Annotated in this window: 9 protein-coding genes; 3 read left to right on the top strand and 6 right to left on the bottom strand. The window is 71.7% G+C overall.

Going from position 1 to position 12,377, the window contains the following annotated elements:
* Nucleotides 1–16 precede the first annotated feature (16 nt).
* The 4 genes from AC0VX0_RS02370 to rsmI all read right to left on the bottom strand — a co-directional run bounded on the left by AC0VX0_RS02370 (nucleotide 17) and on the right by rsmI (nucleotide 4,944).
* Nucleotides 17–970, bottom strand: a complete 954-nt coding sequence (locus AC0VX0_RS02370) for a TatD family hydrolase (RefSeq protein WP_136940072.1) — start codon at nucleotides 968–970, stop codon at nucleotides 17–19.
* A gap of 120 nt (nucleotides 971–1,090) precedes the next feature.
* Nucleotides 1,091–2,578, bottom strand: coding sequence for an NAD-dependent succinate-semialdehyde dehydrogenase (locus tag AC0VX0_RS02365; protein ID WP_144862286.1), 1,488 nt, complete (start codon nucleotides 2,576–2,578; stop codon nucleotides 1,091–1,093).
* Between the two features lie 599 nt (nucleotides 2,579–3,177).
* Nucleotides 3,178–3,924, bottom strand: coding sequence for a hypothetical protein (locus tag AC0VX0_RS02360; protein ID WP_152634148.1), 747 nt, complete (start codon nucleotides 3,922–3,924; stop codon nucleotides 3,178–3,180).
* A 135-nt stretch (nucleotides 3,925–4,059) separates the two neighbouring features.
* Nucleotides 4,060–4,944 (bottom strand): 16S rRNA (cytidine(1402)-2'-O)-methyltransferase, encoded by an 885-nt coding sequence (gene rsmI / locus AC0VX0_RS02355; protein WP_144862084.1) that lies wholly within the window; start codon nucleotides 4,942–4,944, stop codon nucleotides 4,060–4,062.
* 67 nt (nucleotides 4,945–5,011) lie between these two features.
* Here rsmI and AC0VX0_RS02350 point away from each other — a divergent pair, with 67 nt between their 5' ends.
* The 3 genes from AC0VX0_RS02350 to AC0VX0_RS02340 all read left to right on the top strand — a co-directional run bounded on the left by AC0VX0_RS02350 (nucleotide 5,012) and on the right by AC0VX0_RS02340 (nucleotide 9,460).
* Entirely contained in the window at nucleotides 5,012–5,884 is an 873-nt protein-coding gene (locus AC0VX0_RS02350; RefSeq protein ID WP_186319467.1) for a hypothetical protein, read from the top strand.
* A 55-nt stretch (nucleotides 5,885–5,939) separates the two neighbouring features.
* Nucleotides 5,940–7,553 (top strand): dolichyl-phosphate-mannose--protein mannosyltransferase, encoded by a 1,614-nt coding sequence (locus AC0VX0_RS02345; RefSeq protein WP_376173849.1) that lies wholly within the window; start codon nucleotides 5,940–5,942, stop codon nucleotides 7,551–7,553.
* Between the two features lie 68 nt (nucleotides 7,554–7,621).
* A complete protein-coding gene (locus AC0VX0_RS02340; protein WP_144862089.1) occupies nucleotides 7,622–9,460 on the top strand; it encodes an AMP-dependent synthetase/ligase in 1,839 nt (612 codons plus the stop codon).
* Between the two features lie 78 nt (nucleotides 9,461–9,538).
* Here AC0VX0_RS02340 and AC0VX0_RS02335 read toward each other — a convergent pair whose 3' ends face one another.
* Both AC0VX0_RS02335 and ahcY read right to left on the bottom strand, forming a co-directional pair.
* Nucleotides 9,539–10,759, bottom strand: coding sequence for a TIGR01906 family membrane protein (locus AC0VX0_RS02335; protein WP_144862091.1), 1,221 nt, complete (start codon nucleotides 10,757–10,759; stop codon nucleotides 9,539–9,541).
* A 47-nt stretch (nucleotides 10,760–10,806) separates the two neighbouring features.
* Nucleotides 10,807–12,366 (bottom strand): adenosylhomocysteinase, encoded by a 1,560-nt coding sequence (gene ahcY, locus AC0VX0_RS02330; RefSeq protein WP_205812408.1) that lies wholly within the window; start codon nucleotides 12,364–12,366, stop codon nucleotides 10,807–10,809.
* Between the last annotated feature and the right edge of the window lie 11 nt (nucleotides 12,367–12,377).

Raw genomic sequence — 12,377 nt, 5'->3', positions numbered from 1 at the left:
CCGGGTCTGGATCGGCTCAGAACGAGCCGTACACCCGGGCGGTGTTCTCGCTCACCGCGCGGGCGAGGGCGTCCACGTCGTCGCCGCGCGTCTCCGCCATGCCCCGCAGGGTCAGCGGGATCAGGTAGGGCGCGTTGGGGCGACCCCGATGCGGATGCGGCGTGAGGAAGGGCGCGTCCGTCTCCACGAGCAGCAGCTCGGCCGGGGCGATCCGCAGCGCCTCGCGCAGCTCGTCGTTGGCCTTGAAGGTGACAGGCCCGGCGAAGGACATGTGCCAGCCGTGCTCGGCGCACGTGCGGGCCAGTTCGGGCCCGCCGGAGAAGCAGTGGAACACCACGTGCGGGGGCAGCCCGCCGTCGGCCGCCTCCTCGAGCAGGATCCGGACGACGTCGTCGTGCGCGTCCCGGTCGTGGATCTGCAGGGCCGTGCCGAGTTCGCGGGCGAGTCGGATGTGCCGGCGGAAGGACTCCTGCTGCGCGGCGTGGCCGGCCTCGTCCTGCGTCCGGAAGTAGTCGAGGCCCGTCTCACCCACCGCGCGCACGCGGGGGTGGCGGGCGAGCTCCGCGATCTGCGCGAACGCCTCCTCGAACTCGCCGCGCTCGGCCAGCCGGGCCGCGTCGTTGGGGTGCAGCGCCACGGCCCCGAGCAGGCGGGGCTCGGCCTCGATCGCCGCGATCGTGAACCGGGCCGAGGCGACGTCGCAGCCCACCTGGACCGCGCCGACCACGCCCACGGCCTCCGCCGCGTCCATCGCCTGGTGGACGTCCACGCGGACCAGGCCGTCGCGGAAGTCCAGGTGCGTGTGGTTGTCCACGACGGGCACCGGCAGCGGCTCCGGTGCGGGCGGGTACTCGAGGCGCCGCCGACGTCCCGACTTCTCCTCCCGCGCGTCCCGGCGCGGGCCGCCGTCGTCGTCCGGCTGCTGGGCGGGGGCGCGGTAGGCGAGCGGGGTCTCGGATGCGTGGGCCATGCACCCCACTCTAGGGAGCCGAGCCCGCCCCCCCCGACACGCCTCGGGGGCGGTATCGGGTGGTATCCACGTCGGATACCACCCGATACCGCCCCCGGAGGGAACGGCTCGGCGCGAGGGTCAGGCCTTTGCGGCCGCCCACGGGTCGGCGATGCCGATGTACTGCACCGAGGTGTACTCCTCGATGCCCTCGGCGCCGCCCTCGCGGCCCAGGCCCGACTGCTTCACGCCGCCGAACGGCGCGGCCGGGTTGGAGATGACGCCCACGTTGTAGCCCATGAGGCCGAACTCGATGCTCTCGGCCACGCGGTACATCCGCGCCTGATCCTTGGTGAACACGTAGGAGGCGAGGCCGTACTCGGTGTCGTTGGCCATCTCGATGGCCTCCTCCTCGGAGGAGAAGGTCACGATCGGGGCCACGGGGCCGAAGATCTCCTGCTGGAGGATCGGGTTGCCCTTCTCCACCTTGATCGCGGTCGGCGCATAGAAGTAGCCGTCGCCCTCGATCTTGTGGCCGCCGGTGAGCACCTCGCCGCCGGCCGCCACGGCGTCCTGGACGAGCTGGTCGATGTCGTCGCGCGCGCCCTCGTCCACGATCGGGCCGAGGGTGGACTCCGGGTCGGTGCCGCGCAGGGGCTTGAGCGCCTCGAGCTTGGCCACGAACTTCTGCGTGAACTCCTCGGCCACGTCCTCGTGCACGAGGAAGCGGTTGGCGGCGGTGCAGGCCTCGCCCATGTTGCGCATCTTCGCGGCGAAGGCACCCTCGACGGCGGCGTCCAGGTCCGCGTCCTCGAAGACGATGAGCGGGGCGTTGCCGCCGAGCTCCATCGACGTGCGCAGCACGTTGTCCGCCGCGTCCTTCATGAGGCGCACACCGACCGGCGTGGAACCGGTGAAGGACACCTTGCGCAGCCGCCGGTCCTGCAGGATCGGGGTGGAGATCGACGAGGCGGAGGAGCCCGCCACGACGTTGAGCACGCCCTTGGGCAGGCCGGCCTCCTGCATCACCTGCGCGAACAGCTGGGTGGTCAGCGGGGTCAGCTTGGCGGCCTTGAGGACCATGGTGCAGCCGGCGGCGACGGCGGGGCCCACCTTGCGGGTGGCCATGGCCAGCGGGAAGTTCCACGGGGTGATCAGCAGGCACGGGCCCACCGGGCGGTGGTGCACCTGCATGCGCAGCGTGCCCTCGGGCACGGTCAGGGTGCGGCCGTAGTGGCGGCCGGCCTCCTCCGAGAACCAGCGCAGGAAGCCGTTGCCGTACGTGACCTCGCCGCGGGCCTCGGCGAGCGGCTTGCCCATCTCGAGGGTCATCAGCAGCGCGAAGTCCTCGGCGCGCTCGTTGATCAGATCGTAGGCGCGGCGCAGGATGTCGGCGCGCTCCTTGGCCGGGGTGCGGGCCCAGTCGGCCTGCGCGGCGCAGGCGGCGTTGAAGGCGGCCATGGCGTCGTCGGAGTTCGCGTCCTGCAGGCTCGCGATGACCTTGCCGGTGGCCGGGTCCTTCACGTCGAAGGTCTTGCCGGAGGAGGCATCGCGCCACTCGCCGTCGATCAGCAGGCCGGTGGGGACGGACTCCAGCAGCGCCTTCTCGCGCTCAGCGGTCACGGTCATGATGCACCTCTTTCGGGGTCGGTGGTCGGAGGCGGCACGCCCCGCGTCCCTCAGGGGAACGGGTGGACGGGCACGGGTATTCCGACGCCGTCCGGCGGCGGTTGGCAGGGGCTCCACGGTCGATCCTAGCTGCACCCGACCAGCACGTTGGCGACCGTTGCGCGGTGACGACGGAGAGAACCTCCGTGGGGGTGAAGCGATCGGGGTTTCGTTCTGAGTCGCGGCGAGGAGAAGCGGCGTGCGCCCGCGACGCTCAGTCCCGGGGTACGTGAGCGTGCCGGTCGCACTGCCCATGACCGACAGGGACTCGAAGATGCTCCGAGAGGGGAGTCGATCCGCGCTGTCGCGCCACACCTCGGCGTCGGCGTGCAGACACTGAGGGTCTGGTGCAACCGGTACGGGCCACCAGGGCCCTCCGCGATCGCCATCGAGGTCGCGATCCTGGACTGGGTCACCGGGTGGAACACCCGACGACTCCATCGAGCCCTCGGCTCGTGGCGGCTCCAGCAGGTGGGAGCAACGCCCAGGAATGCAGCGAGGGGTGGCTGCAGAAGGCTGCAGCCACCCCTCGCTGACACGTGGGTTGAGAGAGACTCGAGTCAGTTCGTCGTCTTGGGGCCGATGATCTCGAGGCGATCGTCAGACCAGGTGACGTTCGTCCCCGCCCCCTTCTCGAACGCGACGCGCTGCGTGCCGATATACGCGGTGAGGTGGACCTGGTTGAGCATGGACGCCACGTCCTTGGCCCAGAAGTAGGGATTGAATGACGGCTGTGCGTAGTAATAGCAGCCGGTAATGGGTGCTGAATACGTCAGGGTGATGGAGGACCCGTCCGAGGCCAGCTTGGTGACTTCCCAGTATGCGGGGTTGGTGCCGGTCACGAAGCGGTCTCCGACCTTCAACGTGTAGAAGGTCTTGCTGTCGCCCACGCTGCCGTTCGTGTAGGTGTTGTAGGGGGTGCCGGCCTTCTGAGCGTTCAGGACCTTGCGGAAGTCGACGATGCCCGCAGGAGCCGTGTAGACGATCGAGATCTTCTTGTTCTGGACGGATTGGCAGGCCGTGGCATCGGGGATACCCACACCCGGTGTGGCGTTCAGATAGAGCGCGGTCGTACCGTTTTGCGGCTGGACGTAGTTCGTCATGAGCGGGTTCGCGTACAGAGTTGCGCCGGCAACCACGCCAACGTTCGATACAGCAAAGGCCGGGGCTGCGGCGGTGGCAGCGATCGCAGGGACGGACCAGGTGACACCCTTGGTTACTTGCCGACGCGAGATCACTCGAGTTTCGTTGACCATGCCAATGCCTTTCGTGGCGCTTCTGATGACCTGGGGCACCTCCACAGGCATGAGGCACCCTGTCATAGTAGCGGTCCTGCCACAACCGACGAGTCGTGGAAGCTGTAATTATTCACGCTTGAGAGACCCGTTGTGAATCGACCGTTCACGCGGTAGGCGGCTGCTGGCTGTGCAGCCGGGGACGTGTCAGCCCCGGGCCGCGAGCACCGCCTGGTAGAGCTCCCGGCTCCGCATCCCGTGGGCTCCGGCCACCGCGGCCACGGCCTCCTTGAGCCGGGTGCCGGACTCCACCAGCACCGCCACCTCGGCGACGGCGTCCGCCTCGGACGTCTCGCCCTCGGCGCCGGGTGCGGGCGGCCCGATCACCAGCACGATCTCCCCGCGGATCCCCTCCCCCGCGTGCCGCTCCGCAGCCCAGGCATGCACCTCGGCCGCGGTGCCGCGCACCACCTCCTCGTGCAGCTTGGTGAGCTCGCGGGCCACGCACACCGGCCGCTCCGCACCGAGGACCTCCACGACGACGGCCAGCGCGTCCGTCAGACGCTGCGGCGACTCGAAGGCGACCACGGTGCGCGCCTCGGTGAGCAGGGAGGTGAGCCATCGCCGTCGTTCCCCGTCCTTGCGGGGGACGAAGCCGTCGAAGGCGAACCGATCCGTCGGCAGGCCGGACAGGGCGAGCGCGGTGGTCACGGCGGAGGGGCCGGGCGCGCAGGTCACGGGCAGCCCAGCGGACACCGCGGCCGCCACGAGCCGGTACCCCGGGTCCGAGACCGTGGGCATGCCCGCGTCCGAGACCACCGCCACCGTGGCACCGCCCCGCACCTGGTCCAGCAGCCCCTGGGCGGAGGCCGCCTCGTTGTGCTCGTGATGGGCCACCACCCTGCCCGTCGGGGTGAGGCCCAGGCCGGCGCACAGGCGCCGCGCGGTCCTGGTGTCCTCGGCAGCGATCACGTCCGCCTCCGCCAGCAGCTCACGCAGGCGCGCGGACGCGTCCCCGAGGTTGCCGATGGGGGTGGCGGCCAGGACGATGCGACCGGACGGGGACGGCAGATCAGTCGGTCTCGGGGTCATATGTCAAGATCGTAGAGGCACCGCCCCGAGCCCGCCCGGGCCCACGCCTCTCCGGAAGGTCAGGACCATGCCCGTCGAGCCCCGCATCTGCATCACGTCCGGTGGCGACGAGATTCGTCTGCGCTCCTACGTCAACCACGCGATCTACGCTCGAGAGCACGGGCTGGACTACCGGCTTGAGACGGGCATCGACCCGCATATCGTCACCAAGTTCGACTACAAGGTCGCCATCCTCCGCCGACTGCTCCCGCGTTATGACTGGCTCGTGTGGATGGACGACGATGCCTTCTTCACCGACTTCGACGCGGACACCCTCCGACGCCTGATCTCCGAGGCCGAACGTGACGACATCAGCCTGGTCATCGCCGAAGGGCCCACAGAGCCGAACGGGTTCTGGTCACGCATCAACACCGGGGTCATGCTGCTCCGGAACGACGAGACGGCGCGCGCGATCGTGGAGTCCACCTCGACAGCGGACCTGGCCACGGTCCGGGCCTGGTGGGACGACGATCGCGACGGTCTCTTCACCCACGGCGACCAGGATCAGATGTGGTGGGCCATCCAGACGGGCGGGCACGCCGAGCGCGTCCGGATCGTCGGCCACCGAGAGCTGAACTCGCGCGGGCACTACTACGAGGACTCCCTGACGGACGCGTTCGTCATGCACTTCACGGGTTATCCGGACAAGGAGCTCGGCATCGCCCGCTTCGCCGACCGCTTCGACATCGGACAGGAGATCGTCCCTGAGCCGCTCCTGGACAAGTATCACGTCAGAGTGCGCAGCCCCCTGAGGGGCGCCCGCCGTGCCTGGCGGGAACGCTCGATGGACACGCTGGCAGCGGTCAAGTTCCGGCTCCGCCCCCACAAGGACCGGATCCGGCACGTCGCAGGGTTCCTCCCGCCCGCCGTGCGCCGCCGGTGGCCGCTCGGCCACGTCTGAGAGCAGACCGCACGTCGAGGGGGCCTGCTCCACCCCGCCGCCTAGCATGGAGCCCGTGCCCGCCACCGCCCTCGCCCCCCGCCCCGCCGCCGTCGCGGTCGACGACGGCCCCTTCGGCGTCGCCGCCCTGCGCGCCCGCCTCGGGGTGAGTGCGGCACCCCTGACGCGGTGGCACTGGATCCTGCCGCTGCTGGTCACGGTGATCGCCGGCGTCCTGCGGTTCACGAACCTGGCCCACCCGGACCAGCTGATCTTCGACGAGACCTACTACCCCAAGGACGCCTACTCCCTCCTGGAGTCCGGCTACGAGCGGCGATGGGACGAGGACGTCAACGACGCGTTCGCGCGCGGCGAGGCGGAGCCGCTCGAGGGGGCCGCCTACGTGGTGCACCCGCCGCTGGGCAAGTGGCTGATCGGCCTGGGCATGCTCGCGTTCGGCCCGGACAACGGGGTGGGCTGGCGGTTCAGCGCCGCGGTGGCCGGCACGCTCTCCGTCCTGCTGGTCGCCCTCGCCACGCAGCACCTGCTGCGCTCGGTGTCCCTGGGCGCGGTCGCCGGTCTGCTGCTGGCCGTGGAGGGCCACCACCTGGTGATGTCCCGCATCGGGCTGCTGGACATCTTCCTCTCGTTCTTCGTGCTCGCGGCCTTCGCCGCGCTCCTGGCGGACCGCGCCCACGGGCGGCGGCTGCTCGCGGAGCGGCTCGCCCACGACGTCGCCCGGCGGGGACGCGACGCCCTGGCCAGCGGGCCGTGGCTCGGCTGGCGCCCGTGGCGTCTGCTGGCGGGCGTGCTGCTGGGCGCCGGCTGCGCCGTGAAGCTCTCCGGGCTGGCGTTCATGGCGGCCTTCGGCCTGCTCACGGTCCTGTGGGACATGTCCGCGCGCCGGACCGCCGGGGTGCGGCGCTGGGCGTGGGCCGGCGTCGAGAAGGACGGCCTGTACGCGTTCGTGGCCGTGGTGGGCGGCGGCCTGGTCGCCTACCTGGCCTCGTGGACCGGCTGGTTCGTCACGGAGGGCGGCTACTACCGGGACTGGCACCGGGACAACCCGCCGGAGGGCCTGCTCGCCGGGCTGGTCCCCGGCCCGCTGCGCTCCCTGTGGCACTACCACGTGGAGTCCACGACCTTCCACCAGGGCCTCACCAGCCCCCACGACTACGCCGCCAACCCGTGGACCTGGCCGTTCATGGGCCGGCCCGTGAGCTACTACTACGAGGGCGCAGAGCCCGGCGAGGGGATCTGCCCGGCGGACGCCGCGGGCGCGTGCTCGGCAGCCATCACGGACATCGCCAACCCGTTCGTGTGGTGGACGGGCCTGGCCGCCGTCCTCGTGTGCGTGTGGCTGCTGGTGCGCCACCGGGACTGGCGGGCCGGCGCCCTGCTCGGCGCCTACGCGGCCGGGCAGCTGGTGTGGTTCCTGTGGCCCGAGCGGACCATGTTCTTCTTCTACACGATCGCCTACGAGCCCTTCCTCGTGATGATGATCGCCCTGGCGCTCTCGCTGCTGCTGCGGCCGGGCCGCCGGCCCGGGCCCCGCTGGGGCTCGGCCCTGGTGCTGGCGTACGTGACGATCGCCGTCGCCGTGTCCCTGTTCTTCCTGCCCGTGTGGATCGGCGACGTCATCCCGTACGACCAGTGGCGCTGGCGGATGTGGTTCAGCAGCTGGATCTGACGGCCGCGTCGCGGGCGCGGGCGTGCCCGACCGCGCGCCGCACGCCCGGAAATGGATACGCTCGGACCGTGCAGAACCAGAGCCCCGTCCATGAGTCCGCCACCGAGCTCGTCGGCATGCCGCCGGCGGACTCCACCATCACGGACCTGATCGTCGCCTCCTGTGCCGACCGGCCGGACGCCCCCGTGTACGCCGTGCGCAACGGCGCGGGCGGCTGGGTGGACGTCCACTTCACCGCGTTCCTCACCCAGGTGCGCGCCGTGGCGGCCGGCCTGATCGCCCGCGGCGTCCAGCCCGGGGACCGGGTGGGCCTGTTCTCCCCCACCTCCTACGCATGGGCCGTCCTCGACCAGGCCGTGTGGTTCGCCGGCGCCGTCTCCGTGCCGATCTACGAGACCTCCTCGGCCCACCAGGTGGAGCACATCGTCACGGACTCGGGCCTGCGGGTGGTCGCCGTCGGCAGCGAGGAGCTCGGCGAGCGTGTCGCCGAGGCCGCCGAGCACGCGGGCGTGGACGTGGCGACGTTCCCGCTGACGGACGCGGGGCTGGCGGAGCTGGCGGAGGCCGGCGCGTTCGTGTCGGACGACGCCGTCGAGCACGCCCGCTCCCTGGCGACCCTCGCCAGTCCCGCCTCGATCGTCTACACCTCCGGCACCACCGGCCGCCCGAAGGGCGCCGTGATCACGCACGGCAACTTCGTGGGCGCGGCCATCAACGTGCTGCACTTCGCGCGCGAGGTGGTCCAGTGGTCCCCGGAGACGACGACGTCGCGCACCCTGCTCTTCCTCCCGCTGGCCCACGTGTTGGCCCACGCCGTCCAGGTCATCTGCCTGTACGCCCGCATCCAGGTGGCCCACTCGGGCTCCCCGGCCACGCTGCTCGGCGACCTCGCCTCCTTCCACCCCACGTGGCTGCTGGCCGTGCCGCGCGTGTTCGAGAAGGTCGAGGCCGGCATCGAGGCCAAGGCCCGGAAGGGCGGCACCGGGCGGATCTACGCGGCCGCCAAGCGCACCGCCATCGAGTGGTCCACGGCCGTGGACGAGGCCGAGTTCGGGGACGGCCCCGGCCCCTCGGCCCTGCTGCGCGCCCGGCGTGCGCTGTTCGACCGGCTGGTCTATCGCAAGATCCGGGAGGCCCTCGGCGGCGAGGTGATCTCGTGCGTGTCCGGCGCGTCCGCCCTCTCCCCGGAGCTGGTGCACTTCTTCCGCGGCGCCGGCATCCCGATCGTGGAGGGCTACGGCCTCACGGAGACCACCGCGCCGGCCACCGTGAACATCCCCGGCGCGCACCGCGTCGGCACCGTGGGCCTGCCCGTGGCCGGGGTGACGGTGAAGATCGCCGAGGACGGCGAGATCCTCATCCGCGGCCCCGTGGTCTTCGACGGCTACCACGGCATGCCGAAGGCGTCGGCGGAGGCGATGGAGGACGACTTCTTCCGCACCGGGGACATCGGCGCGCTGGACGAGCACGGCTTCCTGCGGATCACCGGCCGCAAGAAGGACGTGATCATCACCGCCGGCGGCAAGAACGTGTACCCGACGCCCATGGAGGAGGCGCTGCGCCAGCACCGGCTCATCGAGCACGTCGTGGTGGTCGGGGAGAACCGTCCGTTCGTGGGCGCCCTCATCACCCTGGACGCCGAGGCCTTCACCCAGTGGGCCCTGGACCGCGAGCTCACCCTCACTCCGGCCGAGGCCGCGACGGACCCCACCGTGCTGGCCTCGATCCAGGAGGCGGTGGACCAGGTCAACGCGGGCGTCTCCCGCGCCGAGTCCATCCGCCGCTTCCGCATCCTGGACCACCCGTTCACCGAGGACTCCGGGCACGTCACCCAGTCCCAGAAGCTCAAGCGGGCCCAGGTGATCGAGGACCACGCCGAGGACGTCGAGGCCCTCTACCGCCGCTGACCCCGCGCCCCCCGGACGACGACGGGCCGGGAGGACGCCTCGTCCTCCCGGCCCGTACCCGGTGCCGTCCGGCGGCGGTCAGCGCACCACGGCGTCGTCCTCCCGAGCCCAGCGCAGGCGGGTGCGCAGCAGCTGCTCGCGGCGGTCCGCGCTCAGCTCACGACGGCGGCGCGTGGGCCACGTGAGCACGAGCGTCACGAGGGACGCCAGCAGGGTCACCAGCCCGACCACCACGGCCGCGTCCACCCAGAACTGCTGGGGGTAGAGGCGGATGAGAGCGTCCCGCACGGAGAACGTCCACGTGCCGTCCGCGAAGAACAGCGAGTGGAAGCCAGCGAAGAACGTCTCCCAGCCCAGCACCGCCAGGACCGCGAGCGCGATCACCGCGAGCGGCAGCCACACGGCACCGGCGAACAGGGCGCGGCGCACCCCGCCGGGGCTGGTGCGCAGCAGGGACGCGATGAGCAGGGCGCACACCACCAGGAGCACCACGAGCGCCGCGGCGGCGATCCACAGCACGGTCTTCACATCCGTCATGTGGTCGACCTCGACCTCGGTGAAGAGCGGCGCGCCCTGGTGCGTGAGGCTGCTGAGATACCGCGGCCCGGCCAGGTTGGTCACGTAGTCCAGCCCGGCGGAGCCGTAGTGCATGCGGTCGGCGAGGGTGAAGCCGAACCGGTCCGCGGGGAACCCGGGCCGGTGGTACTCCAGCCACAGGAACACCGGGCTCGCCACGAGGCGGACGGTGGCCAGCAGCAGGGCGAGCGGGGCGAGGATCGCCAGCAGCACCTGCGCCAGGCGCGGGCCCGCCTTGGGCAGGCGCGCGCGTTCCTCCGGCGTGGGGCCCTGCAGGGCCGCCGCCTGGGCCACGGGGGCGGCCGTGCCGTCCTCGGGGTAGCGGTCGACCGGGGCGGCGGCGCTCGACCCCGCCGCGCGGGCCCCGACGGCGGCGCTCAGCGGGCCGAGCTCGTCGGCGCCGGGCAGCGGCCGCCGGCCGCCCTCGGGCACGGCCCGGGAGGCGACGATGTCGCGGTCGGCGTCCGCGGCCGGGCGGCCGGCGTCGCGTCGGTCCGCGGCCGCCGCGTCCCCGCCGCGCAGCGCGGCGAGGTCCTCGGGGCTGAGCGCCGAGGTGTGCTGGGCGCCGCCGTCGTCGTCCCGGCCCATGGCGGGCAGCGCCTGGGTGCGGTTCGGATCGTCGGCGGCGTCGTCCTCGACGAACGCGCCGTAGTCCAGCCCGGATTCGAAGTCCTCCGCCCCGGCGCGCTCGTCGCGCCCGCGGCCGGCCTGATGGGAAGCCATGCTCGTGCCTCTCTCGAGTGGGTCCGTCCGCCCGCGGGCGCCGGGGATCAGTAGCGGTAGTGGTCGGCCTTGTAGGGGCCGGCCACGTCCACGCCGAGGTACTCGGCCTGGGCCTTGGTCAGCTCGGTCAGCCCGACGCCGAGGGCGTCCAGGTGCAGGCGGGCGACCTTCTCGTCCAGCACCTTGGGCAGCGTGTAGACGCGCTTCTCGTAGTGCTCGCCGGTCAGGGCGCCGGTGCCCGTGGAGCCGCCGAAGAGCTCGATCTGCGCCATCACCTGGTTGGTGAAGGACGCGCTCATCACGAACGAGGGGTGGCCGGTGGCGTTGCCGAGGTTCAGCAGGCGGCCCTCGGAGAGCACGATGATGCTGCGCTCGGCCTCCGTGCCGCCGTCCAGGGTCCACTCGTGGACCTGCGGCTTGATCTCGGTCTTCACGACGCCGGGGATGCGGGCCAGGCCGGCCATGTCGATCTCGTTGTCGAAGTGGCCCACGTTGCCCACGATGGCCTTGTCCTTCATGGCGGCCATGTGCTCGGCCATGATGATGTCCTTGCCTCCGGTGGTGGTGACGAAGATGTCGCCCTCGCCCACCACGTCCTCGAGGCGGGCCACCTGGTAGCCGTCCATCGCGGCCTGCAGCGCGCAGATCGGGTCGATCTCCGTGACGATCACGCGAGCGCCCTGGCCGCGCAGGGCCTCGGCGGCGCCCTTGCCGACGTCGCCGTAGCCGCAGACCACGGCCACCTTGCCGCCGATCAGCACGTCCGTGGCGCGCATGATGCCGTCCGGCAGGGAGTGGCGGATGCCGTACTTGTTGTCGAACTTGGACTTGGTCACGGCGTCGTTCACGTTGATCGCCGGGAAGAGCAGGCGGCCCTCCTGCGCCAGCTGGTAGAGGCGCAGCACGCCCGTGGTGGTCTCCTCGGAGACGCCGCGCAGGGTGCCGGCGGTCCGGGTCCAGTGCTGCGGGTCGCGGGCCAGCGAGCGGCGCAGCGTCTCGAGGATGATCCGGTACTCCTCGGGGTCGTCCTCGGTGGCGCTGGGCACGGCGCCCGCGGCCTCGAACTCGACGCCCTTGTGCACCAGCAGGGTGGCGTCGCCGCCGTCGTCCAGGATCATGTTGGGGCCGCGCTCCGGATCCTCGTCCGCGCCCGGCCAGGTGAGGATCTGCGAGGCGGTCCACCAGTAGTCCTCGAGGGACTCGTTCTTCCAGGCGAACACGGGCACACCCTGCGGGTCCTCGGGGGTGCCCGAGCCCACGACGACGGCGGCCGCGGCCTCGTCCTGCGTGGAGAAGATGTTGCAGGAGGCCCACCGGACCTCGGCGCCGAGGGCGGTGAGGGTCTCGATGAGCACGGCAGTCTGCACGGTCATGTGCAGGGAGCCGGCGATGCGGGCGCCCTTCAGCGGCTGGGCCTCCCCGTACTCCTCGCGCAGGGACATCAGCCCCGGCATCTCGTGCTCGGCCAGGCGGATCTGGTGGCGGCCCGCCTCAGCCAGGGACAGGTCCCGGACCGTGAAGTCGAACGAGGCACCGGGCACGGTGGTGCGGTTGGCGAAGGCCGGGTCGACGTCGGGGGTGCGGAACTCTGCGGAGGTCTCAGTCATGCCCTCCAGCC

This window comes from Micrococcus sp. iso_26, from assembly GCF_056172975.1.
This window is presented reverse-complemented; position numbering and strand designations above follow the sequence as displayed.